Origin of the sequence: Thiobacillus denitrificans ATCC 25259 (genome assembly GCF_000012745.1) — a bacterium.
GTDB lineage: Bacteria > Pseudomonadota > Gammaproteobacteria > Burkholderiales > Thiobacillaceae > Thiobacillus > Thiobacillus denitrificans_B.
Genome location: NC_007404.1, coordinates 1781497 through 1807771, shown reverse-complemented (window position 1 = coordinate 1807771; position 26275 = coordinate 1781497). Strand labels below are relative to the sequence as shown.

The window sequence follows — 26275 nt, the reverse complement described above, 5'->3', positions numbered from 1 at the left end:
GAGTGTTCCAGGAGACCGACATGCTCAAATGGCCCGACGCATTCAAATGGCTAGGTGCGACATTGCTGGCGTTGATGCTTTCCGGTTGCGGCTACAACACGCTGCAGACGACGGACGAGGACATCAGCGCGACCTGGGCCGAAGTGCTCAACCAGTATCAGCGGCGGGCCGACCTCGTGCCCAACCTCGTCAATGTCGTGAAAGGCTACGCCGCGCACGAACGCGAGGTGCTGACGCGCGTCACCGAAGCGCGCGCGCGCGTCGGCGCGATCCAGGCGACACCCGAGCTCGTCAACGACGAAGCCGCGTTCCAGCGCTTCATCGCCGCGCAGGGTGAGCTCACCGGGGCGATCTCCCGGCTTTTGCTGGTTGCCGAAAACTACCCGCAACTGAAAGCCGATGGCGCATTCCGCGACTTGCAGGCGCAGCTGGAGGGCACCGAGAACCGCATTGCAGTCGCGCGCAACCGCTACATCGCCGCGGTGAAGACGTACAACGTGACCGTGCGGTCTTTTCCCAGCAACCTCACCGCGATGCTGTTCGGCTTCGAGACCAAACCGACCTTCACGGTGGAGAACGAGCGCGCGATCGCGGCGCCGCCCACCGTCGACTTCGGCACGCAAGCGCCTGCCGCGGCGCCGGAACGACTGCGTTCGCCACCGGGCGCACCGGCGAACGCGCCTGCCAACCAAGGCGCCCCGGCGGGCAGCGGTGCAGCGGGCTATTGACCCGTCGACCGCGTCGCCGGGGACGCGTTGGGTGGAAGGGACGACACGTGTCACGGGAGCGACGCAAGCCGCGAGCTGCCACGGCGGCCGTGCCGCCCGATGGCGCGCTGGCTGCTCCCTCAAGATCAGGATGCTGACCCACAGTCTCCTCGGCGCCCGGCGCCGCGTCGGGCATGCCCTGGGCGTTTTTCTGCTGCTGGTGGCGTCGAGTGCGCTCGCGCAGATCGAGGTGCCCGAGCTCGCGCGGCGCGTGACCGACCTCACTGCCACGCTTACGCCCGCTCAGGTCGGTGAACTCGAGGGCAGGCTTGCCGCCTTCGAGGCCGAGCGGGGCAGCCAGATCGCGGTGTTGATCGTGCCGACGACCGAGCCCGAGGACATCGCGCAATTCGGCATCCGCGTCGCCGAGCAATGGAAAATCGGCCGCGAGAAGGCCGACGACGGGGTGATCCTGATCATCGCCAAGGATGACCGTCGCCTGCGCCTCGAAGTCGGCTACGGTCTCGAGGGCGCGATCCCCGATGCGATCGCCCGGCGCGTGATTGCCGAAACGATCACGCCGCGTTTCAAGGCGGGCGACTTCTACGGTGGCATCGTGGCCGGTGTCGAGCAGGTCATGCGTCTGATCGAGGGCGAGGCGCTTCCCCCGCCCGAGCGTAAATCCGCGGTGGAAGGCGAAGCCTCGTTCGTGCTTCTGGTGGTAGGGGGAATGGCGGCGGGCTGGCTGCTCTCGCTGCTGATGAGTCGCCCTGCGGCCGGCGGGGTTGCCGCGCTCGGCAGCGGCGCCGTCGGCGCGATGCTGCTCGGCATGACGCCCATGCTGCTCTTGATCGCGCTGTTCGTTTTCGCCGGCGTGGTGACAGGGTTCTGGCACGGAGGCGGCGGCTGGGCCAGCCGGGGAGGCGGATTTGGCGGCCGCGGCGGAGGGTTCGGTGGCGGTTTCGGTGGCGGAGGGGGCGCTTTCGGCGGCGGGGGCGCCTCGGGATCATGGTGAATTTCCGCCGCTGGTTCAGGCATCTCTTCATGCCGCCGCGCGCCTGGCAGCGCGCCTTCCCGCAGGCCACGCTCGACGCGATCGAGTCGGCGGTGCGCGCTGCGGAAACACGCCACCGTGGGGAAATCCGTTTTGCCATCGAGAACAGCCTGCCACCTGGCGAGGTCTGGCGCGGGGTGCGCGGTCGCGAGCGCGCACTCGAAGCCTTCTCGACCTTACGGGTATGGGATACCGAACACAACAGCGGCGTGCTGATCTACCTGCTGCTTGCCGATCACGACATCGAGATCGTCGCGGACCGAGGCATCGCCGCGAAGGTCGACGCGGCGGCCTGGGAGCGGGTCGCGGAGGCCATGGAGGCGGCATTCCGCCGAGGCGAGTTCGAGCGTGGCGCCATCGAAGGGGTCGCGCAGGTCAGCACGCTGCTCGCCACGCATTTTCCCGCTGAGGCGTCGTCAGGGGAAAATCCCGACGAGCTGGACAACCGGCCCGTCGTCCTTTGAGGGCCGCAGGCAGAGCTTGCCCTTAACCGGCCCAGTCGGCTTTTAGTGCACGACGTCGTTGCGATGGCGCAGCCATATCAGCGACATGATGCTGCTGATGAAGAGGCCGAATACGAGCACGATGGTGTGGATGTGCCAGTCAGCCCGCACCATGAGCGCGTACGCGCCGGTCAGCAGCAGAATGCTGATGTTCTCGTTGAAATTCTGTTGCGCGATCGAATGGCCGGCGCCCATCAGAAGATGGCCGCGATGCTGCAGCAGGGCGTTCATCGGCACCACGAAGTAGCCCGCCAGAATGCCGGCAAAGGTCAGTAGCAGCACGGCCGGGATCAGGCTTTCCACCCAGATCAGCGCGATCGGCACGAAGCCGAGAAGGATGCCGGCCGGCAACACGCTCACCGCGCGCTGCAGACGGACAAACTTGCCGGCGAGCACCGCGCCGATCGCGATCCCGAACGCGCTGGCGGCGGTGAGCTGCGTCGCCTGGTCGAGTCCGTATTTCAGGTTGAGCGCGGCCCACGCGATGATGAGCAGGCGCAGCGTTGCGCCCACGCCCCAGAACAGCGTCGTCACCGCCAGCGAGACCTGTCCGAGCGGGTCGCGCCAGAGCAGCCGGAAGCTGTGCCAGAAGTCGTGCAGGATGAACAGCGGAGATTTGCTCGGCAGGGTGTGGTCGATCGGCAGACGCGGGATGAAGAGGTTGATGACCGCGGCCGCGAAGTAGAGACCGGTAATGGCGACGATGGCGAACTTTGGTGCGATCAGCTGATCGTCGAGGCCGAGGCTGAAAAGAATGCTCCGGGCGAGATCGGGGTTGATGAGCGCGCCGCCGATGATCGCACCGAGCACGATTGCAGCGACGGTCGCGCCTTCCATCCAGCTGTTCGCGACGACGAGTTTTTCCGGCGGCAGCAACTCGGTGAGGATGCCGTACTTGGCGGGCGAGTACATCGCCGCGCCGATGCCGACGAGCGCGTAGGCCAGCAGCGGGTGGAGTCCGGCGAGCATGACCAGGCAGCCGGCGAACTTGACTGTGTTCGCGATGAGCATGACGCGGCCCTTGGGCAAGGCGTCGGCAAAAGGCCCGACCAGGGGCGCCAATACGATGTAGGCGATGACGAAAACCGTCTGCAGCAGGGGCGAGTGCCATTCCGGCGCAGAGAAAAAGGTCAGCAAGCCGATGGCTGCGAACAGCAGCGCGTTGTCGGCCAGCGCGGACAGGAACTGCGCCAGCAGGATGGTGTAGAAAGCGCGGTTCAAGTCGGAGTGGCTAGTGGCGGGGGGGCGCCTTGCGCGTCCATGCGAACGGACGTGAAAGCCCCGTGATTACAAGGGTTTGATGAACGGGTGGTTTCAACACGGGCGGGTTTGTGCTTGAATAAAAAACTTTTCTGACCCATGGGCGGGGATTAATGGCCGACCGCAGACTCCAAGTATTCTACACCGTCGCCAAACAGCTCAGTTTCACCAAGGCGGCCGACATTCTGTACATGACGCAGCCTGCCGTCACGTTTCAGGTCAAGCAGCTCGAAGAGCATTTCAATACCCGCCTGTTCGAACGCAGCCACGGCAAGATTTCGCTGACTCCTGCGGGCGAGCTCGTGCTCGGCTACGCCGAACGGATTCTTGCCTTGAGCGGCGAGATGGAAGCGCGCGTCGGTGAGCTGACCGGGCAGGTGACCGGACCGCTCATGATCGGTGCGTCGACGACGATCGCGGAATACCAGTTGCCGCGCATTCTCGGCGAGTTCAAGGAGCGCTTCCCGCAGGTTCAGGCGCGGCTGACCGTCGCCAATTCGGAAACGGTCGCGGCCAAGGTCGCTGACCATTCGCTCGACGTCGGTCTCATCGAGGCCCCGTCCCACAACCCGAACCTGACGACCGTGGCGTGTTGCGAGGACGAACTCGTGATGATCTGCGCCCCTGCCCACACCCTGGCGACGCGTTCGAACGTAAGCGCGCGCGAAATCGCCGACCAGCGCTACGTGTCGCGCGAGCACGGCTCCGGCACGCGGGAAGTCGTCGACGACTTTTTCAAGGACCACGGCGTCAATCCGGACGACCTGCACATCGAAATGGAACTCGGCAGCCGCGAGGCCATCAAGGGCGCGGTCGAGGCCGGCCTCGGCGTCGCGATCATGTCGGCGTCTACGGTGACGAAGGAGATCCAGCTCGGAACCCTGGTCGCAGTTCCGCTCAATCCGCGGCTGACACGCGAGTTGTCGATGGTCTACGCACCCGAGAAATTCCGCAGCAAACTGCTCGACGCCTTCATCAGCTTCGTCGAAAACAAGTTCCAGCAGTGCAACATCGACGTCGCGCCGTTCCGGCGACCGTTCAAGGGCCGCGCACGCTGATGCCCGACGGCAAGCGGCTGAGGTCGCTGTTCCACTCCCTGTCGGAGTCCCGGCAACAGGCCCTGCTCGATTTCGCCGAATTCCTGGCCGGCAAGGAAAGCGCGGACCGCGCCGTCGCCCCGCCCGCCGAGCCGCTGCCGATTCCGCGCCCGGCGCAGGAAAACGTGGTCAAGGCGATCCAGCGTCTGATGCAGACCTATCCCATGCTCGATCGCAACCGGATCTTCCACGAAGCGTCCGGTCAGATGACGCGCCATCTGGTGCACGGTGTCGCTGCCGCCGAGGCGATCGACGAGCTTGAACGGATTTTTGCCCGTCAGTACCAGCAGCATCTCGAGTCGTTGACGAAGGACATCGAGGCATCCTGACCGCGCCGGGCGCTTACTCGGGCAGGGGCGCGCCGCACTGCCAGCAGCTCAGGAAATTCCCCGGATTCCTCTCGGCGCAACGCGGACAGGTTTTTTCGGTTCGCGGGATCGCCGCGTGCAAGGCGGCGAGCACCTCGCGCGCCCGCCCTGCCTGGGCATCGTCATCCACCCAGACCTCCGGCTGCACTTGCAGGAAGGGCAGCTCGCCCAGCGCGCCGGCAGCGTTCGCGTTGAGGATGCGGGTCGCAATGCCGAGGCTCGACAGGGCGTCGGCAGCGAGCTGCGCGTCGAGCAGCGTGGGGGCGACGTGTACGCGTTTCATCGGGGCTCCGGCGTGAAGCGAAGACGGGTCCGACGGCGCGGGACGGTTCGCTGAACCGGTTGCCGCGCGAGGCCGAGTCAGGCCTTGCGGCGCACGCGCACGATCAGGTCGATGCCTTCCGTCACCATGTCCGGGGGAAGAGGAGGCAGGCCCGATATCTGGATGTGTTCGGCGTCGATGTCGGACAGCTTTCCGCTGTCGATCTCGTAGATGTGATGGTGCGGCGTCGTGTTGGGGTCGAAGAACACCTTGCTCGGGTCGACGATCACCTCGCGCACCAGGCCTTTCTCGAGAAACAGCTTGAGCGTGTTGTAGACCGTCGCCTTCGAGGTTTCGGAGTGGCGCGTATTGACGATCGCCATGACCTGGTCCGCCGAAAGATGCTCGTGGCGCGAGAACAGGGCGTGCGCGATCTCGATCCGCTGGTGGGTCGGATTGATGTCGTGGCTGCGCAAAAGGCCGGCCATGTTGTCGCGCGTGTAATGCATGCGCCTTATGATAATCAGCAATCTGGACTTTGTCTAATTCCCGGAATGGGTTTGATCGGGCTCGGAAAACCCCGAACGGACGCCCATCCAGGGCAAAACGGGTACAATCCCGGTCGTACGTTTCGACAGCCTTCTAAAAGCAGAATCCCCCGTGCTCACGCTTACCCGCCTCGACAGCGCCCAGCCTGACTTTCAGGCGCGTCTCGCCCGCCTGTTGCAGTTCGACGACGCCACCGATGCCTCGATCGAGGAGGCCGTTGCGACGATTCTGCACGCGGTCAAAACCCGCGGCGACGCGGCGGTGCTCGAATACACCGAGCGTTTCGACCGCCTGCCGGCGCCCTCGGCAGCCAGTCTCGAACTTGGCGCGGCGGAACTCGCGGCGGCCCTCGCGGGCTTGCCGGAAGACACGCGCGCGGCGCTCGAGGCCGCCGCGGACCGGGTGCGTCGCTACCACGAAAAACAGCTGCAGGGCTCGTGGACCTACACCGAAGACGACGGCACCGTGCTCGGGCAGAAGGTTACGCCGCTCGACCGCGTCGGGCTCTACGTACCCGGCGGCAAGGCCGCGTATCCCTCGTCGGTCCTGATGAACGCGATTCCGGCCAAGGTCGCCGGCGTCGCCGAACTCGTCATGGTCGTGCCGACGCCCGGCGGCGAGCGCAACGCGCTCGTGCTCGCGGCCGCGGCGATCGCCGGCGTCGACCGCGTGTTCACCATCGGCGGCGCGCAGGCGGTCGCGGCGCTGGCGTACGGCACCGAAACCGTGCCGCAGGTCGACAAGATCGTCGGCCCCGGCAACGCCTACGTGGCCGCGGCCAAGCGCCGCGTTTTCGGTACGGTCGGCATCGACATGATCGCCGGCCCGTCGGAAATCCTCGTGATCGCCGACGGCAGCACGCCGGCGGAGTGGGTGGCGATGGATCTCTTTTCGCAGGCCGAGCACGACGAACTCGCACAGTCCATCCTGCTGTCGCCGGACCCGGACTATCTCGACGCGGTCGCCGCCGCGATCGACCAGCTCATCGTGGAGATGCCGCGCGCCGAGGTGATCCGCACCTCCTTGACCAATCGCGGCGCGCTGATCCGGACGCACGACCTCCACGACGCCGCGGCGATCGCCAACGCGATCGCGCCCGAGCACCTCGAGCTCGCGGTGAGCGACCCCGAGGCGCTGCTGCCGAAGCTGCGCCATGCCGGCGCGATCTTCATGGGCAAGAATACCTGCGAGGCGCTCGGCGATTACTGTGCGGGACCGAATCACGTCCTGCCGACCTCGCGTACTGCGCGCTTCTCGTCGCCTTTAGGCGTATACGACTTCCAGAAACGCACGAGCCTGATCCACGTGTCCGAGGCCGGCGCGCAGACGCTCGGCCGCATCGCCGCCACGCTCGCCTACGGCGAGGGGCTGCAGGCGCATGCGCGTTCCGCCGAATATCGCCTGACCCACAAATGAGCCGTACGTCGACGAGCAGGTACTGGAGCGCCGTGGTCGGCGCGCTGACGCCCTATGTGCCGGGCGAACAGCCCAAGCTCGCCAATCTGGTCAAGCTCAACACCAACGAGAATCCCTACGGCCCGAGCCCAAGGGTGCTCGAGGCATTGCGCGGCGAAGTCGGCGACACGCTGCGCCTTTATCCCGACCCGAATTCGGACCGGCTGCGCGCGGCGATTGCGGCGTACCACGCGGTCTCCCCTGATCAGGTCTTCGTCGGCAACGGATCCGACGAAGTGCTGGCGCACACGTTTCTTGCGCTCCTGAAGCACGAGCGGCCGGTCTTCTTTCCCGACATCACCTACAGTTTCTATCCGGTGTACTGCGGCCTTTACGGGATCGCTCATCGCGCGATTCCGCTCGACGACGCGTTCGAGATCCGGGTCGACGATTATCTTGCGCCCAAGGGCGGCGTGATCTTCCCGAATCCGAATGCGCCGACCGGACGGCTGCTGGCCTTGGGCGAGATCGAGCGCCTGCTCGCGGCCAATCGCGACTCGGTGGTCGTCATCGACGAGGCCTACGTCGATTTCGGCGGCGACTCGGCCGTGCCGCTGGTCGCGCGCCATCCGCAGCTTCTCGTCACCCGCACGCTGTCGAAGTCGCACGCGCTCGCCGGCTTGCGCGTCGGCTATGCGGTCGGCCAGGCCCCGCTGATCGAAGCGCTCAATCGCGTGAAAGACAGTTTCAATTCGTATCCGCTCGACCGCTTCGCCCAGGCGGGTGCCCTGGCGTCGATCGAGGACCGCGCCTATTTCGAATCGATCTGCGCGCGCGTGATCGCGACGCGCACCCGGCTCGTCGACGCCATGGAAAGCCTTGGTTTCGAGGTCCTGCCGTCCGCGGCCAACTTCATCTTCGCGCGTCATCCCGCGCATGACGGTGAGGCGCTCGCTGCGCGGCTGCGCGAGCGCAGCATCATCGTCCGCCATTTCAAGAATCCGGCGCGCATCGCGCCCTTCCTGCGCATCACGGTCGGCACCGACGCACAATGCGATGCGCTCGTAGACGCCTTGAAAGCCCTGTGCTGAAAACGACAGCGGCCTGCTAAAATCCTTTTTACCGTCCGAAAAACGTCGCCATGCGCACCGCCCAAGTCAGCCGCAATACCCTCGAAACCGAGATTACGGTCAGCCTCAATCTCGACGGCTCGGGCACGTCCAGGCTGGCGACCGGTGTGCCGTTCCTCGATCACATGCTCGACCAGATCGCGCGCCACGGTCTGATCGATCTCGACATCGCGGCCAAGGGCGACCTGCACATCGACGCTCACCACACCGTCGAAGACACCGGCATCACGCTCGGGCAGGCGTTCGCCAAGGCCTTGGCCGACAAGAAGGGCATTCGCCGCTACGGCCACGCCTACGTGCCGCTCGATGAGGCCTTGTCGCGGGTCGTGATCGATCTGTCGGGGCGTCCGGGACTCGAATACCACGTCGACTACACGCGTGCGCGCATCGGCGATTTCGACGTCGACCTGTTTCTCGAATTTTTCCGCGGCTTCGTCAACCATGCGGGCGTCACGCTGCACATCGACAACCTGCGCGGCATCAATGCGCACCACCAGGCCGAAACGATCTTCAAGGCCTTCGGCCGCGCGCTGCGCATGGCGGTCGAGACCGACGCGCGGCTGGGCGACGTGACCCCTTCGACCAAAGGTGCGCTGTGACGATGGTCCGCTTCGCCTGCTGTGTTCAAGCGCGACCTTCCTCAGCGGGAGCCGGAGCGTGAGCGTCGATATCGCCGTCGTCGACTACGGCATGGGCAACCTGCGCTCGGTGTCCAAGGCGATCGAGCACGTCGCGCCGTCCGCCACGGTGGTCGTCACCTCCAGTCCGGACGTGATCGCCGAAGCCGGTCGGGTCGTGTTCCCGGGCCAGGGCGCGGCCCGCGACTGTATGCGCGAGATCGACGCGCGCGGGCTGCGCGAGGCGATCGCCACGGCCGCGCGCAGCAAGCCCTTCCTCGGCATCTGCATGGGCATGCAGGTGCTCTTCGAGCACAGCGAGGAAGGCGATACGGCCTGCCTCGGGATTCTTCCTGGCAACGTGCAGCGCTTTCCGCACGAGGCTATGCACGACGATCGCGGCAACAAGCTCAAGGTCCCGCACATGGGCTGGAACAACGTCCACCAGGGCGCGCCGCATCCGCTGTGGTCCGGAATCGAGGACGGCGAACGCTTTTACTTCGTTCACAGCTATTTCGTGCAGCCGACGACGCCCGACTTGATCGCGGGCTTCTCGCATTACCCCTTTCCGTTCACCTGCGCCGTCGCGTCCGGAAACATCTTCGCCGTCCAGTTCCACCCGGAAAAAAGCCAGAACGCCGGGCTCACGCTGCTCGGAAACTTCGTGACCTGGAATCCGGGCGAGCACGCCTCGGCCTGCGATCTCTCCGGCGCAAGCTGCGCCTGACTCTTCTCACCTTCTGCTCGACCTGTTGACCAGCCATGTTAATCATTCCCGCAATCGACCTTAAAGACGGACACTGCGTGCGCCTCGAACAGGGCGAAATGGACAAGGCGACCGTGTTCTCGGAGGACCCGGCCGCGATGGCGCGGCGTTGGAAGGAGCATGGCGCGCGGCGCCTGCATCTCGTCGATCTCAACGGCGCCTTCGCCGGAAAGCCCGTCAACGATGCTGCGATCCAGGCCATCGTCGAGGCCGTGGGCGACGAGATGCCGGTACAACTCGGCGGTGGCATCCGCGACCTCGCGACGATCGAGCGCTATCTCGACGACGGCGTGCGCTACGTCATCATCGGCACCGCCGCCGTGAAGAATCCCGGCTTCCTGCATGAGGCCTGCGATGCCTTCCCCGGCCACGTGATGGTCGGGCTCGACGCCCGTGACGGCAAGGTCGCGGTCGAGGGCTGGTCCAAGCTCACCGGCCATGACGTCGTCGATCTCGCCAAGCGTTTCGAGGGCTACGGCGTCGAGGCGGTCATTTACACCGACATCGGTCGCGACGGCATGCTGACGGGCGTCAACATCGACGCGACACAACGTCTGGCCCAGGCGCTGTCGATTCCGGTCATCGCGAGCGGCGGCGTGACCAATCTCGACGACGTGCGCGGACTGTCGGCGGTCGCCAAGGACGGTATCATCGGCGCGATCACCGGGCGCGCGATCTATCAGGGCACGCTCGACTTCGCCGAAGCGCAGAAGCTCGCCGACGAACTCGCGGGCGGCGTGTTCGGCGTCTGATTCGATGCTCGCCAAACGGATCATCCCCTGCCTGGACGTGACCAACGGTCGCGTCGTCAAGGGCGTCAACTTCGTCGAATTGAAGGACGCCGGCGACCCGGTCGAAATCGCGCGCGGCTACAACGAGGCCGGCGCCGACGAACTGACCTTTCTCGACATCACCGCGTCGAGCGACAACCGCGACCTGATCCTGCACATCGTCGAAGCCGTCGCGTCCGAGGTATTCATTCCACTGACGGTCGGCGGCGGCGTGCGGGCGGTCGCCGACGTGCAGCGACTGCTCAACGCCGGTGCCGACAAGGTCAGCATCAACACCTCGGCGGTCACCAACCCCCAGCTCGTCAAGGACGCCGCCGACCGCTACGGCAGCCAATGCATCGTCGTCGCGATCGACGCCAAGCGCGTGGGTGACCATTGGGAGGTCTTCACCCACGGCGGGCGTACGGCGACCGGCCTCGACGCGGTCGAGTGGGCGAAGAAGATGGAAAGCCTCGGCGCGGGCGAGTTGCTGCTGACCTCGATGGACCGCGACGGCACCAAGACCGGCTTCGACCTCGAATTGACGCGCGCGATTTCCGACGCGGTCGACGTTCCGATCGTCGCCAGCGGGGGTGTCGGAACGCTGCAACACATGGTCGACGGCGTGCGCGAAGGCCGGGCCGATGCCGTCCTCGCCGCGAGCATTTTTCATTTCGGCGAATACCGGGTCGACGAGGCCAAGGCCTACATGAAGCGGCACGGAATCGAGGTGCGCCTGTGAGCGACTGGCTCGACGCGGTGAAATGGGACGCCCAGGGCCTCGTCCCGGCGATCGCCCAGGATGCGGCGAGCGGGGAAATCCTCATGGTGGCGTGGATGAATCGGGAAGCGCTCGAGGAAACCGCGCGCACCGGCCGCGGCGTCTATTTTTCCCGCTCCCGCCACAAGCTGTGGCGCAAGGGCGAGGAATCGGGTCACGTCCAGACGGTCAGCGAAATCCGTCTCGACTGCGACAACGACGTCATTCTGCTCAAGATCGAACAATTGGGAGGCATCGCCTGTCATACGGGACGACGCTCGTGTTTCTTCCACAAGCTCACGACCGATGATCGGGGCCACGCGGACTGGGTGGCGACCGAGCCGGTGTTGAAGAATCCTGACGAGATCTACCGCAGATGAGCGATATCCTCGACCGCCTGGCGGAAATCCTCGAGGCGCGCAAGCAGGCCTCGCCGGACGCTTCCTACGTCGCCCGACTCTATGCCAAGGGCACCGACGCGATCCTCAAGAAGATCGGCGAGGAGGCAACCGAAACCGTGATGGCCGCGAAGGACGACCAGGCGGAAAAGATCATCTACGAGGTCGCGGATTTGTGGTTCCATACGCTCGTACTGCTCGCGCACAAGGGCCTCAAGCCGGCGGACGTGCTCGAGGAACTGGCGCGCCGCGAGGGGCTTTCGGGGCTGACGGAAAAAGCGAACCGGCAAGGTGGATCGACATGAGTGACTGCATCTTCTGCAAGATCGTCCGAGGCGAACTGCCCGCCAGCAAGGTCTATGAAGACGAGGAATTACTCGCCTTCCACGACATCCATCCGTTTGCGCGCGTGCATCTGCTGATCATTCCCAAGCTGCATGTCGCGTCGCTGGCCGACTGCACGGTCGCGCACCAGGACCTGCTCGGCAAGATGCTGCTGCTGGCCCCGCGTTTGGCGAAGGAATCGGGGCTCGACGCCGGTTTCAAGACCCTCATCAATACCGGCCGCGGAGGCGGCCAGGAAGTATTCCACATTCACGTACACGTGTTCGGCGGCGGCGATCCCGCCAAGCGCGCTTGAGTAAAGGAGATATCGCATGGGCAGCTTCAGCATCTGGCATTGGCTGATCGTTCTGGTCGTGGTGTTGCTGATTTTCGGCACCAAGAAACTGCGCAACATCGGCAGCGACCTCGGGGGCGCGGTCAAGGGCTTCAAGGAAGGGATGAAGGACGACGCGCCAAAGATCAGCGAAAGCGACAAGGGCGGTCATACGATCGACGCCGAAGTCAAGGACAAGCAGAACTCCTGAGATCCAGGGCCAGGAATCCGGATCCAGGGGTCAGGGGCGCGCGTGGCCTCTCCCTGACCTGTGGCTCCTGATCCCGACTCCTGATTCCTGACATGTTCGACATCGGTTTTACCGAACTCATCGTCATCGGCATCGTCGCGCTCGTCGTGGTCGGTCCCGAGCGGCTGCCCAAGGTCGCCCGTGCGGCCGGGCACCTTTACGGCCGCATGCAGCGTTATGTGTCGACCGTGCGATCGGACATCAGCCGCGAAATGCAGCTGGATGAGATGCGCCGCGTCGGCCAGGACTTCAAGCAATCGGTCGAGTCGGCGGCAAGCGGCGTCGAGCAGCAGGCGAGCGTCGTCGACGACTATCTGCGCGGCGAGGTCGACATGCTCGACAAGAGCGTGCGCAATGAGCCGCAAAACGCGCAGACTCCCCCGCAAACGGCCGACGCCGAGCCGGCTCAGCCGGACGTTAGGCAGCAGACTCTGCCGCTTGAAGAACCCGATCAGAACCGGGCGGCAGGCGAGCCGTCGTCCACCAGCACCAGACCCGCATGAGCGCGCAGGGAGATACCTTCATTTCGCATCTGATCGAGATGCGCGATCGGCTGTTGCGCGCGGTCATTGCGATCGTCGTCGTCTTCATCGCCTTGTTCCCGTGGGCCCAGGACCTGTATGCCGTGCTGGCGCAACCGCTTCTGTCGGCCCTCCCCGAGGGCGGGCAGATGATCGCGACCGAGGTTACGACGCCGTTCTTCGTGCCGGTGAAGGTCACGCTCATGACGGCGTTCCTGTTGGCGATGCCGTGGGTGTTCTATCAGATATGGGCCTTCGTCGCGCCCGGTCTGTATCAGCACGAAAAGCGTATCGGCATCCCGCTGGTGGTGGCCAGCGTGCTGCTGTTCCTGCTCGGCATGGCCTTCGCGTATTTCCTTGTCTTTCCCGTGGTGTTCGGCTTCATCGTCGGGATCGCGCCGGCCGGCGTTGCGGTGATGACCGACATCGGCAAATACCTCGATTTCGTGCTCACGCTGTTCATGGCCTTCGGGATCACCTTCGAGGTGCCCGTGGCGGTCGTGCTGCTGGTCAAGATGGGCATGGTGTCGGTCGCGAAGCTGCGGGAGATCCGTCCCTACGTGATCGTCGGCGCCTTCGTTATCGGCGCGATCTTCACCCCGCCTGACGTGATCTCTCAGTTCATGCTCGCAGTGCCCGTATGGCTTTTGTATGAACTCGGCATTCTGGTCGCGGCGCTGATTACCAAACCTCAGCCGGAAGCCGAGTCCGATTACACACCGCTGTCGGAATCCGCGCTCGACGAAGAGCTCGACCGGATCGAACGCGAGTCGACCGACAACAAGTAGCGCACGCTAACGGGGCGCATTTTCGCATTCACGCACTTCGGCGGTGCAGTGCGCACGGACTTAGGGCGTTCTTCCCGCCCCGTAAAGGCCCATCCAGGCTGGAATGCCGCTTGCTTCTCTCGCCCCCATTCACTTGGGGGAAAGCATGGAAGCTTTGCAATCTGGCAGCGACGTCCTCTTCGTCCTGCTCGGCGGAATCATGGTGCTCGCGATGCACGCGGGGTTCGCCTTTCTCGAGCTCGGCACGGTGCGCAAGAAGAACCAGGTCAACGCCCTGGTCAAGATCTTGACCGACTTCTCGGTCTCGACAATCGCCTATTTCTTCATCGGCTACGGTATCGCGTACGGCGTGAGCTTCTTTTCGGGCGCGGCAGCCTTGTCGGCCCAGAACGGCTACGCGCTGGTCAAGTTCTTCTTTCTGCTCACCTTTGCGGCGGCCATCCCCGCGATCGTATCCGGCGGCATCGCCGAGCGCGCGCGCTTCAATCCGCAGCTCGCCGCGACCTTCGCGCTCGTCGGCTTTGTCTATCCCTTCTTCGAAGGCATGGTCTGGAACGGGAATTATGGCGTTCAGGACTGGCTTGCCGCGGCGACCGGCGCCAAATTCCACGACTTCGCCGGGTCGGTCGTCGTGCATGCGGTCGGCGGCTGGATCGCGCTGCCGGCGGTGCTCCTGCTCGGCGCGCGGCGCGGGCGCTACAAGGGCGACGGGATGATGTCGGCACACCCGCCTTCGAACATCCCGTTTCTCGCGCTGGGGGCTTGGATCCTGACCGTCGGCTGGTTCGGCTTCAACGTGATGTCCGCCCAGCTCATCGCCGCGGTGTCGGGTCTGGTCGCGGTCAATTCGCTCATGGCGATGGTCGGGGGAACGCTGGCGGCGCTGATTGTCGGGCGCAACGACCCGGGTTTCATCCACAACGGTCCGCTCGCAGGCCTTGTCGCCGTGTGCGCCGGTTCGGATCTCATGCACCCTCTCGGAGCGCTTGCGACCGGGGCGATCGCCGGCGCGCTGTTCGTGGGCATGTTCACGGTCACGCAGAACCGATGGAAGATCGATGACGTGCTCGGGGTGTGGCCGCTTCACGGTCTCTGCGGAGCGTGGGGCGGTGTCGCGGCGGGAATCTTCGGCGCACAGGCGCTCGGCGGGCTCGGCGGCGTAAACCTCGGGGCGCAACTCGTCGGCACGCTCGGCGGCGTGGGGATCGCGCTTGCGGGTGGCGCGCTCGTCTACGGTGCGCTGAAGCTCGGCGTCGGTCTGCGGCTCGATCCGGAGGCCGAGTTCACCGGCGCCGACCTCAGCATCCACAAGGTATCGGCGACCGCCGAGCGGGAGACGAACTGGTAAGCGTCCGTCAGTCGGCAGCCTGCTTCTGTAGCTGACGTAGATGCCGGTTTCGCTCGGCGCGGAGCCGATCGAGCTGCGCGTCGATCTGCACGACGTCGGGGTGCTGGCGCGTGTATTTCAGCAGCAATTCGGCGCGCTTGATGCGAAGTTCGACGCGCTTGCGGTCGAGTCCTTCGAGGTAGGCATCGGTGGCGGGCGCACTGGCGCCATTTTCGTCGGTAGCGCGATCCGGCGGGGCGGCGCGATCGTTCGGCGCAAGCTCGGGCAGGGCCGGAGGCGGCGGACCGACGCTTGCAACCTGGGCTGCGGCCGGGGCGCGCGCCTGGGGCGGTCCACTCGTGCCGGGCAGGCCGAGAAAGCGTTCGATGACGATGACGCTCACGCCGATCAGCAAAAAGACGCCTATCGGCGCCGTGAACGCCAATACCCGCAGAACGGGTGAAACGTCTTTGCCGCAGGCCGCCTGCAGACGCTGCGGAACCGTCGGCATCAGCCCATGGAACGCGCTGACGAGTGTGCGTGCGTCAGGGCGTGCGGCCGGATTCTTGTTCAGCATCTGGCCAACGAGTGTGACAAGGGCAGGCGGGATCTGCGGGCGCAGGCTGGCGATGGGGGCCGGCGGGTCGTGGATCACGCGATAGACGATGGTCGGCAAACTGTCGCCGTCGAAGGCATAGCGCCCGGTGAGCATTTCGTAGAGAACGGCGCCGAGCGAAAAGATGTCCGAGCGGCCATTGACTTCCCGCCCCATGGCTTGTTCGGGTGACATGTAGCGTGGCGAGCCCAGCATTTGTCCGAGCTGGGTCTGGCCGCTGTTGGCGAGGTGGGCGATGCCGAAGTCGGTGAGCTTGATGCGCCCCCGATGGCCGACGACGACGACGTTGGCAGGTTTGATGTCGCGGTGAATGACGCCGTGCTCGTGAGCGAACGCCAAGGCCTCGAGCATTTGCAGGGCCGTGTCGAGCACGAGGTCGAGTGGCATCGGCCCTTTGTTCATCAGGTCGCGTAGCGTCGCGCCGGGCAGGTACTCCATCGCGATGTAGGCGATGCCGTCGGCTTCTCCCACGTCGTAGATCGTGACGATATTGGGGTGCGAAAGCCGCCCGGCGCTTTGTGCCTCGCGCAGGAAACGCGATTCGGCGTCCGCCCCTTCCGCCTGCAACTGCGCGATGGGCACGGTCTTGATTGCGACGGTGCGCTCGATGAGCGGGTCGCGCGCCCGATAAACAGTGCCCATCGCACCCTGGCCGATTCCGTCGATGATTTCGTAACGGCCGATGTTCATCAGGAAGGTCGGCTCAGGTGTGGCATTCCACCGTCTGGCCGCGGACCTCGCGGCCGTCTTCGCCCATCAGGAAGAGGTACCACGGCATCACAGCTTCCGGGCTCGGCAGGGTTTCGGCGGCGACGCCCGGGTAGGTGCGCGCGCGCAAGGTGGTCGCGACCTGGCCGGGAATCAGCGTATTGATGCGCAGGCTCTCGCTGCTTGCGAGCTCGTCCGACCAGATGCGCGTCAGCGTCTCCAGCCCCGACTTCGCGACGGCGTAGCCGCCCCAGTATGCACTCGGCGAATGGCCGTGGGTCTCGCCGGTAAAGACGACCGACGCGTCCGGCGCCTGCTGCAGCAAGGGCATCACGGCGCGGGTGAGGGCGAAGGGCGCGATCAGATTGACGCGCATGAGGGTCTGCCACTGCTCGAGCGTCTGCAGGCTGAGCGGCGTGAGACTGAAGAACTGGTGGGCGCTGTGCAACAGACCGTCGAGCCGGCCGAGGTGGTGCGCGAGCGTTCCGGCCAGGTTCTCGAGGCTGCGATCGTCCGCGACGGCGAGATCGAAGGGAAACATCGCCGGCTCCGGGCCGCCGGCGGCGACGATCTCGTCGTACACCGCTTCGAGCTTGGCTTCGTTGCGCGCGAGCAGCGCGACCGTCGCGCCGTGGCGCGCGAAGGCCAGGCTGGCCGCGCGGCCGAGACCGGCGCTCGCACCGGTGACGAGAATGACGCGACCGGCAAGCAGGTCGGGACGAGGAAGGTAGTTTTTCATAGCGTTTCGAGAAGAGAGGCGGCCGATTGTACCCCGCTCTGGGTTGCGCTTTCGAGCGTCGCGGGATAGGGGCCGGCGGTGTAGTCGCCAGCGAGGAAAACGCGTGGATGCCGCGTACGAACGGCGGGGCGCGCCATGCCGGGCCGGCAGGCGTAAGTGGCCTGTTTTTCGACGATGCGTTTGCGCCATTGTGGCCGACCCGGGCGCACGCTGCGCCTCAACTGGGCTTCCGCGCGGTCGAGCCAGTCCGTCGGCAGGTCGGCCGCCGCACTGGCGACGAAGGCGATGAGGCCCGGCTGAGCATGGCTCTGCCCGCGATCGAACGCGAACTGCGCCGGTCCTTCGGCGAGGGCCAGAAACGGCTTCGGCAAACGGAAGTCCGGCGCGTACTGGACGTAGCCGGTCGCGATGGGCTGGTAGTCGTAGTGCGCGAGCATCGCGACCGCGTCGCCGAGCTCGGAAATCGATGCCGCCAGGCCTTTCACGTGCTGCGGCGCAACGGCGATGATCGCGTGGCTGTGCGCGTGCGTTTGGTTCCCTGCGCCGAGCAGGGTCGTGATGCCGTCGGCGCGGGCGGAGAGGCCGGAGACACGGCAGGCGAGGCGCACCACGCCGCCCGCGTCGACGATCCGCCGCGCGGCCGGAACGGGGAACAGTTCGCCGAGGTCGCTGCGCGGCAGCAGCAGGTCGCTGTGTGCGTTCCGGCCGCCGAATGCAGCGCGGATGACCGAGGCGAAGACGGCCGCCGACGCCGTCTCCGGCGGGGTGTTCAGCGCCGAGATGCAGAGCGGATGCCACAGCAGGGCGCGCAGTTTTTCGGGCTGGCCGCGCGTGAGTTCGCTGACGGTCCCGGGAGGCGTGGCCGCGCCGCGTATCAGCGCCGCCGCCCAGCGCGCTGCAGTCAACTTTTCGTGCCAGTCGAGCCCGCGCGCGCCGAGCAGGCCCGCCGCGAGGTGGAGCGGCGCCGGGAGCCGTGGGCAGCGCAGGCGGAAATCCGGCGGCTGGTCGAAGGCGAGCGGCAGCCGCCAGAGCGGCGGGGTGCGCGGCGCGGGATGCACGCGCGCGATCAGTTCGAGCGTGTTCGTGTATGCGCCGAGGAGGATGTGCTGGCCGTTGTCGAGAACGCGGTCGCCAAGTTCGACGGCGCGCGCGCGCCCGCCGAGGACGCGCCCGGCTTCGTAGAGCGTGACCGGCACGCCCGCTTCGGCCAGCGTGAGCGCCGCGGCGCAGCCTGCCCAGCCGCCGCCGACCACCGCGACGTCCGGCGTCATGGAAAGAGCCAGGTGCGGCTGGCGAGCCAAAGCTTGCGCAAGGGCGTCAGTGCGATGCGCGCGCGCAAAACCGGAAAGCCGTCGCGGCGGATTTCATCCAGCAGGCTGCGGTAGATCGCGGCCATCACGAGGCCGGGACGTTGGGCCCGCCGCGCGGCGCTCGGCAGCGTGGCGAGTGCGCGCTCGTAATGCGCGACCGCCCGCTCGTATTGAAACTGCATCAGGGCCCGAAACGCGGGGGTGTCGCGGCCTTCAAGCACGTCGGCCTCGGCGACGCCGAAGCGCGCCATTTCGTCGAGCGGGAGATAGATGCGGCCGCGTCGCGCGTCTTCCCCGACGTCGCGGATGATGTTCGTCAGCTGGAAGGCGAGTCCGAGTTCGTGCGCGTAGCGGCGGACTTCGCGGTCGTGCTCGCCGCGCGCGCCCTCGAAGATGCCGGCGGCGATTTCGCCGACGACGCTGGCCGCCCGATGGCAATAGAGTTTGAGCGCGCGGAAGTCGGCGTAGCGGGCGTGCTCGAGATCCATCGCCATGCCGTCGACGATTTCCAGCAGTAGCGCGGGTTGGACGCTCGCTCCCCGCGCGGTGTCGGCGAGTGCGCGGGTCGCGGGGTGGGTCGCCGCGCCTGCGGCAAAGCGGCCGATTTCCTCCCGCCACCAGGCGAGCTTGAGTTCGGCCAACTGGCGCTCGTGGCATTCGTCGACGACGTCGTCGAGCTCGCGGCACAGTGCGTAGAACGCAGTAATCGCGCGGCGCACTTCGGTCGGCAGGAAGACGAAACTGTAGTAGAAGCTGGAGCCGCTTGCGGCGGCGCGCTCCTGGCAGTAGCGATGCGCGTCCATCTTCAGAGAACGCTGCGCGCGAGCATGACGATCCAGTCCCTCTTGCCGAGGACGGGACGTGCACCGAACACGCAGCCCGGATCGGCGTGAAGCTTGCGCAGGATCGTTTCGCCGCCGCGAATCGTTACCCGGAGTTCGAGCCCGATGCGTCCGTCGAGCGCGCGCCCGAGCGGTGCGCCGGCCTGCAGCAGCTTGCGGGCGCGTTCGATCTGTTTATGCATCATCATGCGCCAGAGCCCGCCGGCATCGCCCGCGGCAATTTGCGCCTCGCTGACGTGATGTGCGGCGAGTTCGTCCTGCGGCAGATAAATGCGGCCCTTGGCATAGTCGATCGCGACGTCCTGCAGGAAGTTGATCAGTTGCAGGCTGCTGCAGATGGCGTCTGAATAGGCCTGGTGGCGCGGGTCGTGGTCGCCGTACAGATGCAGCATCAGGCGTCCGACCGGATTGGCCGAGCGCCTGCAATAATCCATGACCTCGCCGAAGCTGGCGTAGCGGGTTTTCTCGATGTCCTGCGCGAAGGCGGACAGAAGGTCGCGAAACGGCGTGAGCGGCAGCGCGTGCGCCCGAATAGCGGCGGCGAGGCGCCCGAAGATCGGGTCGTCGGGAATTTCACCGCGTTCGATACGGTCGAGTTCGCTGTGGTAGCGCGCCAATTCCTGCAGGCGAGCCCTGGGCGGTGCGTCGCCCTCGTCGGCGAGGTCGTCCGCGCTGCGGGCGAAGCGATAGATGGCGCTTACCGGTTCCCGTAGCCGCCCGGGCAGCAGCCAGGACGCGACGGGGAAGTTTTCGTAGTGGTCGACCGGCACCGGCAATAAAAAACGGAATGGGAATAATGACTTAGACACGATGCCGAGCCCGCTTGGGTGACACCATCGCGTTGATTATATTACACTTATTCGTTGGAGGTTTTGCGGCCGGGCCGCGAGAGTGGCGGAATTGGTAGACGCACTGGATTTAGGTTCCAGCGCCGCAAGGCGTGGGGGTTCGAGTCCCCCCTTTCGCACCACAATAAAATCAATAACTTAGTATGAATTGGTATACTCCTTCATACCGATTCATACCTAAATTTTCTCACAAAATTTTCCCGGATTTTCCCGGCCTTTTGCATTGACCGCGGCCGGGCAGCCTCGGTATACTTTTTTCGTCAGGCGGGCTTAGCACTGACCAAAGAGCATCCGCGGGGGAGGGTGGCGATCCGAAACCTGCTAATTTCCGGCTACGACCGGCGGGGTGCGCGGAACCGGCCACACTTCCAGCAAGCGGCGACCTGGGGGTGTGGAAAAGGCCGATGAGTGGATGCCTGCGAATGCCTGACCGGGTGTGGTGGTTTGGAGGGTGGCAGCCCTCTCATTAAACGGAACCCACGTCGCGCACTAATAGGCCTGCCAACAGCCCGCGCCCCGACAGCGATGCCCTGAGCCTGAAGAAGGCTAGCCGCGTTATCGATTCATCCGATGAGGTGAGTCGAGAAACGCGAAAGGTGTATCGTGTCCTCTCAGAATCAAACACTCATTTTCCTCCAGGGGCTTTTCCCTGGGCGCGCGTCCATACTCGCGATCGAAGCCGGCCGGGCGGCATTCGGCTGGGCGGATCAAACCACACGCAACCGACTGCACACTGGCAGATTCCCCGTGTCTACCTACTCGCTGGGTGGGCGCAGGTGGGTGCGGCTTGACGTGCTGGCGCGCTTCATGGACCAGGCCAGCGGAGAGACAGTTAAGCGATCCCAGCGAGGGAGGCCTACCAAGAAAGAAGAGCTTGAGGCAGAACGCCTGGGCCTGTCCGTCCGCGAACTCCGAGCACAGCAGTCGCTCGAACTCGTGGAAGGGTGTGGAGCATGACACGCGAGGCTCGTGTCATCCTGGCCCTTGAAGGGCCTCGCCTGTCGATACCTCTTGGTCTGGTGCGGCGACTCGATGGAGATCTCCAGGCCGCCGCCTTTCTGGCGCAGGCCGCTTACTTGTCCGCCCTGATAGACAACCCGGAAAAAGAGGGGTGGTTTTTCCTGGCCCAAACCGGGGGGGCGTGGCTTCCGGACAATGAAAAAGAAAGCATATTCGCGACAATGGGGAGCTGGGAGTTTTGTCTTGGCCTCTCACCCGATGCGCAGAAGTTGGTACGAAAAAAACTCATTGTGCTCGGGTTGTTGGAGGAGAGGCGGGCCGGCATTCCGGCTAGGCTGCACTACCGGGTTGATCCCGCGAAATACTTTGATTTTCTCGCCGGAAAGCCAATAAAAACGCCAGTTTCGGAAAAACCGGGAAACAAGAATCCGGGAAAGCAGGAATCTAGAATCGGGAAAATAGGGAAACAACGATCGGGAAAGCAGGGAAACAAGACTCCGGCTTATCCGGAATCTAATAAAGAGATAGAAGAGGATATAGAAAAAGAAGCAGCACCGCACACACGCGCGCGCTACAGCGCTGCTGCGCCTCGATCAAGTGACAACAACAAACGCAGGCGGCAGCGATCATCGGGGATTGTCACTTGGAACGCTGATGACGAACTGGAAGCTGAGCGCATTGAGCGTGCCCACGGACCTGACGAGATTGGCGCCGCGGTCGCAGCGTTGGTCAATGCCGGAAAAGAGCCGGTGCCGGGCTCCGTTGCGGCGCGGATTAAGCAGCGTGTGCACCGTAAAACGGCCGACCAGGCGGCTGCTTCCCACCGCGCCGCGGGTGAGGTCAGGCATAAGCATCAAGTAGCGCAGGACACCGCTGCGCTGGCCGTGGGTGAGCAGCTTATGCCAGCGGGCATGCGCGGTCGCGTAGCAAGCGCAAACCGGTTGTCACGATCCTGATCCGGTGGCTACGACATGGGCCGTGGACAACTGGCCTGCCCACAGGCTAAAGCCTGCTGGACAGCCTGGTGGACGGCTGCTTCGCACCCGTCCACAGGTCCGCCAGTTCCCCACAGCGCGCCGAGTCGACGGAAAGGCCGACGACGAGGGTTTCAGAACGGGTTTTCGGTCATTCTCGCTTGATGCTGCGAAACGGCGGGAATCAGCGCATACCTGTCGCTTTGAGCGGTGGGTCGGCGCGCATGGCTTACCCTGTTCATTCAGACCGCGATGCCAATTTCCGCCGCCACTGGCGTGTAGATATCCACCAACTCCTCGGGAGTGCGGATGCTGACCACAAGGGCGTAGCGGGCGCGGGAGTGCCAGCGGTTCAGGGCTTTGCGGGTGCGCCACCAGCCGGTGACGGGGTAGATGGCGAGGTAGCCGCAATCGGCGAGTTGCTCGGACGTGCCTTGCCAGAGGTCGGAATGCAATGAGCCGAGTTCGCGGGTGTCGGAGCCGACTACCCAGAAATCACTGTCGCTGACGCCAGTGCGTTCGTATTCCTCGTCGCGGGCGGCCTGATTTATGCGTTGTTCGAAGGCTTCGTGGCTTTCCCCCGGCGCTTTTACTCGGAAGCGCAGGCCGTGGGAGGCATAGCTGAATTTTCCGCTCCAACCGCGTTGGCCGGGATTGGGCTGGATGAAGTAGGACAGGGTGACGCGCATCTCGACCTGCGTACCCAGTGGCAACGCCCGCAGCGCCTCTGCCGGCCAGGGCAGGGCGTGGTAGTGGATGTCGCGAGCGCGGATCGTGCTGTTCTCTCCAGTAGTGAAGGGTTGCATCTCGTCCTGTACGATCAGCGTCAGGGCGTGTTTTGCGCTCCATAGGGCGTCGTCGAGTTGCGGCACGCCGAAGCCGCAGGTACGAAGCAACTGGCGAACGTTGCCCTTGACCTGAAGGTTGCCAACCGCCGCCCTCATGGCCGACGTCCATTGCGACGAGTGGACCAGCAGGGCGCGCAAGGTTTCAGGCCAGAGGTCGGGGTAGTGGCTTTGCAATACAGCCGCCATGCGGGCGGCCAGGGCGGTGGCGGCGCTGGTCTCGCCGAAAGTGACCAGCGGCCTAGTGTGTGGTTCGTGCCCGGTACTGAGGAGTTGCAGGCTGTCTAGGTCTTCGGCGAAGTTGAAAGCGGGGTCCAGCGCCCAATTGCCGCCTTCCAATACGACGTCCGGTTTGTTGGGCCATTTCTGGCGTCCGCTGGTGGGCCAACTCACGGCGGTGCAACTGGTAGGTGCGAGTGCGCCCGCCGGGGCAATGGGCTGGCGACCCGGGTAGGTTGCCTCGTCAATCTGCCACTTGCCTGTGTAGGCCCCGACGGTGAGTACGTTCCAGGATTGGGCCGGGTCGTGGATGCCGTCGAGGGCGTTGCTGGCGGGGTAGTCAGTAATGTTGGAATGCTCGGCGTTACCGGCAGTCTGGAAGATCAGGCGTTGCGTACCGTCTTCCATGCCGCTTGCCAGCTTGTCCAACTGCGCTGACCAAGATGAGGGTCGACCTCGGTCGCGGGAGTCGGTGGTAGTCACGGCAGAACAGAAGGTGCGGCGGCGGTGGGGTGCGGTAATCGTCACGCGGTCCATCGCTTGGCTATACCGATAGCCGTAAAGATGAGGTGGGTTGTCGCCGGTGGGCGGCAAGACTTTGACCGACTCCAAGCGGTGACTCGGAGAAGGAAAAGGCTGCTGGGCCAAGGTTTCGCTCAGATCGCCGTGCAAAGCGAGACCGGCCATGGCGGTGCCGTGGCCCAACCGATCATGATCATGGGTTCCCCAATCCGGGTGGCAGGCATGTTTGTCATGGGCATCAAGGAAGGGGGCCAGCAGCGGGTGATCCTGACTGACGCCAGTGTCCAATATGCAGACAGCAGGGGCATCCGGCCCTGGTGTCTGAAGATACTGCGCGGCGACAGCAACGGCAGCGTGCTGTTGCACAGCATTCATGGTCGTGTAGTGCTCGGCATTCTGTTTCGCTTTGCGCAGTTCAGCCATGCCACCCAAAAGTTGCAGGGAACGGGCGAGTTGACTGCGGCTGCCACGCACCAGGACTACACAGCGTTCGAGAAAACGCACTTCGTCATCGGCCACTTCTAAATTCAGTTGTGCGGCGTGGGTGCGGAAGAAACCGACTTCATCGAAACCGTCCCCGATGCGCAGCCAGACTTCCCACCAGATCGGCGTTTCATCGCGCGGGAACAGATCGGGGCTGTCGGTCCAGAGAGCTTCCAACGCGGCCAAACGGATGGAGGCGATGCTTTCCACCAGTTTTTTGTATTGGGGCCGGAGTTCGCCCTTCTTGTTGGGTTTGTCCTTACCCTCATTTAGATAAGCCTCCACCCGACGGATGAAGTAGCCGATTTTGCCTTCCGGTACGAAAACGGTGGCTAGCATTCGTTCGCCTTCCTGCTTGACCACCAGTAGTTCGATTCTGCTCGGGGCGAAGCCCAAGCTTTCGAAGGCCAGTTCAAAACCAGGGTCGCTTTCGAAAGTTAGGTACACGCCAGTGAATTCGGCATCGCGGCCCAATGTCTGCTGTCCCGAGATGATGCCGGGTTCCTGAGTTTTGGCTTGGCGCAAAGCTTCCAGAAGTTGTGCGCCGTGCTGCTGGCGGTCTCGCTCCTTAAGGGGGAATTCGATGTCAATCTTGCGGCTGGGTCGTTGGTACTGCTTTGTTATTGCTGTGCTGTTGAAGATCAGGTGGGGCAGACGTTCTGCCATAGCCTCCTCCGGTCGGTGGGTTATCGGTCGTGGGTTGCTTTTCTTTCTTCCAGGGTGGCGCGGATGTCCGCCGTTTCCAACATCGGGCGGTCATGGAGGATGGCGTCTTTGATGGCGTCTTCGCAGGCGCGGGTGAGGTCGCCATGACTTAGGCCAGAGGCGGCTTTGGCCAGGGTCTTCCAGGCGAGTCGGCGGGCTTTGTAGCCAGCCAGCTTGGTTTTGAGGGTCTCAACAATGAGTTGCTCATCTGGGACGGTGTAGCGGATCACGTCGTCGAAACGGCGGAACAGGGCATGGTCCAGTAGGTCCGGGTGGTTGGTGGCAGCGATGAGAAGGCTGTCGGACATGTCCTGCTCGATCAGTTGCAAAAAGCTATTGAGCACTCGACGGATTTCACCCACGTCGTTACCCAAACCGCGCTGCCCGCCAATGGAATCGAATTCGTCGAACAGGTAGACCGCACGGGTGCGACGGATGGCGTCGAAGATGAGACGCAGCTTGGCGGCGGTCTCGCCCATGAACTTGGTCATGAGGCTGTCCAAACGCACCACAAACAGCGGCAGGTTGAGTTCTCCGGCGAGAACGGAGGCCGTAAGCGTTTTGCCGGTGCCCGGCGGGCCGACCAACAGGAGTTTTTTCCGCGGGGAGAGGCCGTGGGAACGCAGCTTTTCAACTTGGCGTTGTTCTCGGATGAGCCGATCCAGGCGGGATTGGATGCTGTTGTCCAAAACCATGTCAGCGAGGCGGGCCTTCGGGTAGCTGGCTTGCAGCAAGTCGGCCATCTCTCCGCGCGGCTGAACCAGAGGGATGGGTTGCCGAGTTTGGCGCGTTTTGGCCTTGTCGATGAGGTCCCGCAGTTCGAGCGCCAGCTTTCCGTGGCCAATGCGCGCTTCATGGGCGGCCAGTTGCATGGCGACGGTGCTGAACCGTTCTTCGTCGCCATCGATATGCGCGCGCAACAAAGCCTTGAGTTGGTCGGAACTTGGCATGGTGTCCAATATCGCGGTATGCGCGCCAGATGAGGTTATCGGAGCGATTTTCCCTTTTCTTGGCGAACGTGCATAGCCTGCCCATCCCCGGCAGTTCCCGGATGGTTGTTTTAGCCGACCTCCTGCAGTCCACTCATTCCAGGCAAAACCCCAACACCCCCTCGCCCCTTGGGCGCGGGTAAAGCAAAGTCAAAGTCAAAGGCAAAGGAAATATCACACCCGACTCCCAGCGGGGCCGGGTGTTTTTGCAAGCCTTGCGGCTTGCCCGCAGGCCAGCGGCCCGCGCCAATGCATGCGCTTGCGATGCTTCCATGTCCCGCAAGCATCGATGCTACTGCGCATGCGGTACGCAAGCGGATTGGAAGCATTTCCGC

At 64.5% G+C, this 26275-nt stretch carries 29 protein-coding genes and 1 tRNA gene; 20 read left to right on the top strand and 10 right to left on the bottom strand.

What is annotated here, in order from left to right:
* Window positions 1-20: 20 nt before the first annotated feature.
* From TBD_RS08610 to TBD_RS08600, 3 genes are all read left to right on the top strand, one after another.
* Complete coding sequence (locus tag TBD_RS08610; RefSeq protein WP_041432602.1) at window positions 21-728, top strand: LemA family protein; 708 nt, start codon at window positions 21-23, stop codon at window positions 726-728.
* A gap of 130 nt (window positions 729-858) precedes the next feature.
* Window positions 859-1722: a TPM domain-containing protein gene (locus TBD_RS08605; RefSeq protein ID WP_041432601.1), complete on the top strand. Its 864-nt coding sequence runs from the start codon at window positions 859-861 to the stop codon at window positions 1720-1722.
* The gene (locus TBD_RS08600) at window positions 1716-2225 is read left to right on the top strand and encodes a TPM domain-containing protein (RefSeq protein ID WP_011312231.1); all 510 of its coding nucleotides are present in this window, start codon (window positions 1716-1718) and stop codon (window positions 2223-2225) included. Before TBD_RS08605 ends, TBD_RS08600 begins: the two co-directional genes overlap by 7 nt.
* Before the next feature lie 42 nt (window positions 2226-2267).
* Here the strand turns inward: TBD_RS08600 and lplT are convergent, their stop codons facing one another.
* Window positions 2268-3485 (bottom strand): lysophospholipid transporter LplT, encoded by a 1218-nt coding sequence (gene lplT, locus TBD_RS08595; protein WP_011312230.1) that lies wholly within the window; start codon window positions 3483-3485, stop codon window positions 2268-2270.
* A gap of 152 nt (window positions 3486-3637) precedes the next feature.
* On the opposite strand from lplT, the gene TBD_RS08590 reads away from it, so the two are divergent.
* Together TBD_RS08590 and TBD_RS08585 are read left to right on the top strand one after the other, a co-directional pair.
* Window positions 3638-4582: a LysR family transcriptional regulator gene (locus TBD_RS08590; RefSeq protein WP_011312229.1), complete on the top strand. Its 945-nt coding sequence runs from the start codon at window positions 3638-3640 to the stop codon at window positions 4580-4582.
* Window positions 4582-4950 carry a hypothetical protein gene (locus TBD_RS08585; RefSeq protein WP_011312228.1) on the top strand — a complete coding sequence of 123 codons (369 nt, stop codon included), beginning with the start codon at window positions 4582-4584 and terminating at the stop codon, window positions 4948-4950. Before TBD_RS08590 ends, TBD_RS08585 begins: the two co-directional genes overlap by 1 nt.
* Before the next feature lie 13 nt (window positions 4951-4963).
* Here TBD_RS08585 and TBD_RS08580 read toward each other — a convergent pair whose 3' ends face one another.
* Window positions 4964-5272, bottom strand: a complete 309-nt coding sequence (locus tag TBD_RS08580; protein ID WP_011312227.1) for a DUF2007 domain-containing protein — start codon at window positions 5270-5272, stop codon at window positions 4964-4966.
* A gap of 77 nt (window positions 5273-5349) precedes the next feature.
* Window positions 5350-5760 (bottom strand): Fur family transcriptional regulator, encoded by a 411-nt coding sequence (locus TBD_RS08575; RefSeq protein WP_011312226.1) that lies wholly within the window; start codon window positions 5758-5760, stop codon window positions 5350-5352.
* Window positions 5761-5911: 151 nt separating this feature from the next.
* On the opposite strand from TBD_RS08575, the gene hisD reads away from it, so the two are divergent.
* From hisD to TBD_RS08510, 13 genes are all read left to right on the top strand, one after another.
* On the top strand, window positions 5912-7216 hold the full coding sequence (gene hisD, locus TBD_RS08570) for a histidinol dehydrogenase (protein ID WP_011312225.1): 1305 nt from the start codon (window positions 5912-5914) through the stop codon (window positions 7214-7216).
* Entirely contained in the window at window positions 7213-8286 is a 1074-nt protein-coding gene (gene hisC, locus TBD_RS08565) for a histidinol-phosphate transaminase (protein WP_011312224.1), read from the top strand. Before hisD ends, hisC begins: the two co-directional genes overlap by 4 nt.
* Window positions 8287-8336: 50 nt before the next feature.
* Window positions 8337-8924 (top strand): imidazoleglycerol-phosphate dehydratase HisB, encoded by a 588-nt coding sequence (gene hisB / locus TBD_RS08560; protein WP_011312223.1) that lies wholly within the window; start codon window positions 8337-8339, stop codon window positions 8922-8924.
* A gap of 58 nt (window positions 8925-8982) precedes the next feature.
* Window positions 8983-9669, top strand: a complete 687-nt coding sequence (hisH, locus tag TBD_RS08555; protein WP_011312222.1) for an imidazole glycerol phosphate synthase subunit HisH — start codon at window positions 8983-8985, stop codon at window positions 9667-9669.
* A gap of 35 nt (window positions 9670-9704) precedes the next feature.
* The gene (gene hisA, locus TBD_RS08550) at window positions 9705-10460 is read left to right on the top strand and encodes a 1-(5-phosphoribosyl)-5-[(5-phosphoribosylamino)methylideneamino]imidazole-4-carboxamide isomerase (protein WP_011312221.1); all 756 of its coding nucleotides are present in this window, start codon (window positions 9705-9707) and stop codon (window positions 10458-10460) included.
* A 4-nt stretch (window positions 10461-10464) separates the two neighbouring features.
* The gene (gene hisF / locus TBD_RS08545; RefSeq protein ID WP_011312220.1) at window positions 10465-11220 is read left to right on the top strand and encodes an imidazole glycerol phosphate synthase subunit HisF; all 756 of its coding nucleotides are present in this window, start codon (window positions 10465-10467) and stop codon (window positions 11218-11220) included.
* Window positions 11217-11618: a phosphoribosyl-AMP cyclohydrolase gene (gene hisI / locus TBD_RS08540; RefSeq protein ID WP_011312219.1), complete on the top strand. Its 402-nt coding sequence runs from the start codon at window positions 11217-11219 to the stop codon at window positions 11616-11618. The genes hisF and hisI overlap by 4 nt, the downstream gene beginning before the upstream one ends.
* Window positions 11615-11941 (top strand): phosphoribosyl-ATP diphosphatase, encoded by a 327-nt coding sequence (locus TBD_RS08535; RefSeq protein ID WP_011312218.1) that lies wholly within the window; start codon window positions 11615-11617, stop codon window positions 11939-11941. Before hisI ends, TBD_RS08535 begins: the two co-directional genes overlap by 4 nt.
* A complete protein-coding gene (locus tag TBD_RS08530; protein WP_011312217.1) occupies window positions 11938-12276 on the top strand; it encodes a histidine triad nucleotide-binding protein in 339 nt (112 codons plus the stop codon). Before TBD_RS08535 ends, TBD_RS08530 begins: the two co-directional genes overlap by 4 nt.
* 16 nt (window positions 12277-12292) lie before the next feature.
* Window positions 12293-12505: a Sec-independent protein translocase subunit TatA gene (gene tatA / locus TBD_RS08525; protein WP_011312216.1), complete on the top strand. Its 213-nt coding sequence runs from the start codon at window positions 12293-12295 to the stop codon at window positions 12503-12505.
* A 92-nt stretch (window positions 12506-12597) separates the two neighbouring features.
* Complete coding sequence (gene tatB / locus TBD_RS08520; protein WP_011312215.1) at window positions 12598-13047, top strand: Sec-independent protein translocase protein TatB; 450 nt, start codon at window positions 12598-12600, stop codon at window positions 13045-13047.
* Window positions 13044-13853, top strand: coding sequence for a twin-arginine translocase subunit TatC (gene tatC, locus TBD_RS08515; protein ID WP_011312214.1), 810 nt, complete (start codon window positions 13044-13046; stop codon window positions 13851-13853). The genes tatB and tatC overlap by 4 nt, the downstream gene beginning before the upstream one ends.
* A 145-nt stretch (window positions 13854-13998) precedes the next feature.
* Window positions 13999-15201, top strand: coding sequence for an ammonium transporter (locus TBD_RS08510; RefSeq protein WP_011312213.1), 1203 nt, complete (start codon window positions 13999-14001; stop codon window positions 15199-15201).
* Between the two features lie 7 nt (window positions 15202-15208).
* Here TBD_RS08510 and TBD_RS08505 read toward each other — a convergent pair whose 3' ends face one another.
* From TBD_RS08505 to hpnC, 5 genes are read right to left on the bottom strand one after another with little or no spacing between them, the layout of a single operon-like run.
* On the bottom strand, window positions 15209-16486 hold the full coding sequence (locus TBD_RS08505) for a serine/threonine-protein kinase (RefSeq protein ID WP_011312212.1): 1278 nt from the start codon (window positions 16484-16486) through the stop codon (window positions 15209-15211).
* Between the two features lie 13 nt (window positions 16487-16499).
* A complete protein-coding gene (locus TBD_RS08500; RefSeq protein WP_011312211.1) occupies window positions 16500-17243 on the bottom strand; it encodes an SDR family NAD(P)-dependent oxidoreductase in 744 nt (247 codons plus the stop codon).
* Complete coding sequence (hpnE, locus tag TBD_RS08495; protein WP_011312210.1) at window positions 17240-18514, bottom strand: hydroxysqualene dehydroxylase HpnE; 1275 nt, start codon at window positions 18512-18514, stop codon at window positions 17240-17242. The genes TBD_RS08500 and hpnE overlap by 4 nt, the downstream gene beginning before the upstream one ends.
* On the bottom strand, window positions 18511-19356 hold the full coding sequence (gene hpnD, locus TBD_RS08490; protein ID WP_011312209.1) for a presqualene diphosphate synthase HpnD: 846 nt from the start codon (window positions 19354-19356) through the stop codon (window positions 18511-18513). Before hpnD ends, hpnE begins: the two co-directional genes overlap by 4 nt.
* A 2-nt stretch (window positions 19357-19358) precedes the next feature.
* Window positions 19359-20204: a squalene synthase HpnC gene (hpnC, locus tag TBD_RS08485; protein ID WP_011312208.1), complete on the bottom strand. Its 846-nt coding sequence runs from the start codon at window positions 20202-20204 to the stop codon at window positions 19359-19361.
* 76 nt (window positions 20205-20280) lie between these two features.
* Here hpnC and TBD_RS08480 point away from each other — a divergent pair.
* Both TBD_RS08480 and TBD_RS14825 read left to right on the top strand, forming a co-directional pair.
* Window positions 20281-20365, top strand: a tRNA-Leu gene (locus TBD_RS08480).
* Between the two features lie 831 nt (window positions 20366-21196).
* On the top strand, window positions 21197-22159 hold the full coding sequence (locus TBD_RS14825; RefSeq protein ID WP_148203031.1) for a hypothetical protein: 963 nt from the start codon (window positions 21197-21199) through the stop codon (window positions 22157-22159).
* Between the two features lie 260 nt (window positions 22160-22419).
* Here the strand turns inward: TBD_RS14825 and TBD_RS08475 are convergent, their stop codons facing one another.
* Together TBD_RS08475 and TBD_RS08470 are read right to left on the bottom strand one after the other, a co-directional pair.
* Window positions 22420-24912 (bottom strand): S8 family peptidase, encoded by a 2493-nt coding sequence (locus TBD_RS08475; protein ID WP_011312205.1) that lies wholly within the window; start codon window positions 24910-24912, stop codon window positions 22420-22422.
* 20 nt (window positions 24913-24932) lie between these two features.
* On the bottom strand, window positions 24933-25901 hold the full coding sequence (locus TBD_RS08470) for an AAA family ATPase (RefSeq protein ID WP_011312204.1): 969 nt from the start codon (window positions 25899-25901) through the stop codon (window positions 24933-24935).
* Between the last annotated feature and the right edge of the window lie 374 nt (window positions 25902-26275).

Excerpts from the sequence above, each read along its gene's own strand:
- TBD_RS08475 (WP_011312205.1), bottom strand. The coding sequence starts at position 24,912 with ATGGCAGAACGTCTGCCCCACCTGATCTTCAACAGCACAGCAATAACA.
- TBD_RS08585 (WP_011312228.1), top strand. The coding sequence starts at position 4,582 with ATGCCCGACGGCAAGCGGCTGAGGTCGCTGTTCCACTCCCTGTCGGAG.
- tatC (WP_011312214.1), top strand. The coding sequence starts at position 13,044 with ATGAGCGCGCAGGGAGATACCTTCATTTCGCATCTGATCGAGATGCGC.
- TBD_RS08600 (WP_011312231.1), top strand. The coding sequence starts at position 1,716 with ATGGTGAATTTCCGCCGCTGGTTCAGGCATCTCTTCATGCCGCCGCGC.
- hpnE (WP_011312210.1), bottom strand. The coding sequence starts at position 18,514 with ATGACGCCGGACGTCGCGGTGGTCGGCGGCGGCTGGGCAGGCTGCGCC.
- hisA (WP_011312221.1), top strand. The coding sequence starts at position 9,705 with ATGTTAATCATTCCCGCAATCGACCTTAAAGACGGACACTGCGTGCGC.
- TBD_RS08590 (WP_011312229.1), top strand. The coding sequence starts at position 3,638 with ATGGCCGACCGCAGACTCCAAGTATTCTACACCGTCGCCAAACAGCTC.
- hpnD (WP_011312209.1), bottom strand. The coding sequence starts at position 19,356 with ATGGACGCGCATCGCTACTGCCAGGAGCGCGCCGCCGCAAGCGGCTCC.
- TBD_RS14825 (WP_148203031.1), top strand. The coding sequence starts at position 21,197 with ATGACACGCGAGGCTCGTGTCATCCTGGCCCTTGAAGGGCCTCGCCTG.
- TBD_RS08580 (WP_011312227.1), bottom strand. The coding sequence starts at position 5,272 with ATGAAACGCGTACACGTCGCCCCCACGCTGCTCGACGCGCAGCTCGCT.
- TBD_RS08605 (WP_041432601.1), top strand. The coding sequence starts at position 859 with ATGCTGACCCACAGTCTCCTCGGCGCCCGGCGCCGCGTCGGGCATGCC.
- TBD_RS08500 (WP_011312211.1), bottom strand. The coding sequence starts at position 17,243 with ATGAAAAACTACCTTCCTCGTCCCGACCTGCTTGCCGGTCGCGTCATT.
- tatA (WP_011312216.1), top strand. The coding sequence starts at position 12,293 with ATGGGCAGCTTCAGCATCTGGCATTGGCTGATCGTTCTGGTCGTGGTG.
- hisB (WP_011312223.1), top strand. The coding sequence starts at position 8,337 with ATGCGCACCGCCCAAGTCAGCCGCAATACCCTCGAAACCGAGATTACG.
- TBD_RS08510 (WP_011312213.1), top strand. The coding sequence starts at position 13,999 with ATGGAAGCTTTGCAATCTGGCAGCGACGTCCTCTTCGTCCTGCTCGGC.
- hisC (WP_011312224.1), top strand. The coding sequence starts at position 7,213 with ATGAGCCGTACGTCGACGAGCAGGTACTGGAGCGCCGTGGTCGGCGCG.
- TBD_RS08505 (WP_011312212.1), bottom strand. The coding sequence starts at position 16,486 with ATGAACATCGGCCGTTACGAAATCATCGACGGAATCGGCCAGGGTGCG.
- TBD_RS08610 (WP_041432602.1), top strand. The coding sequence starts at position 21 with ATGCTCAAATGGCCCGACGCATTCAAATGGCTAGGTGCGACATTGCTG.
- TBD_RS08575 (WP_011312226.1), bottom strand. The coding sequence starts at position 5,760 with ATGCATTACACGCGCGACAACATGGCCGGCCTTTTGCGCAGCCACGAC.
- TBD_RS08470 (WP_011312204.1), bottom strand. The coding sequence starts at position 25,901 with ATGCCAAGTTCCGACCAACTCAAGGCTTTGTTGCGCGCGCATATCGAT.
- tatB (WP_011312215.1), top strand. The coding sequence starts at position 12,598 with ATGTTCGACATCGGTTTTACCGAACTCATCGTCATCGGCATCGTCGCG.
- TBD_RS08530 (WP_011312217.1), top strand. The coding sequence starts at position 11,938 with ATGAGTGACTGCATCTTCTGCAAGATCGTCCGAGGCGAACTGCCCGCC.
- TBD_RS08535 (WP_011312218.1), top strand. The coding sequence starts at position 11,615 with ATGAGCGATATCCTCGACCGCCTGGCGGAAATCCTCGAGGCGCGCAAG.
- hisF (WP_011312220.1), top strand. The coding sequence starts at position 10,465 with ATGCTCGCCAAACGGATCATCCCCTGCCTGGACGTGACCAACGGTCGC.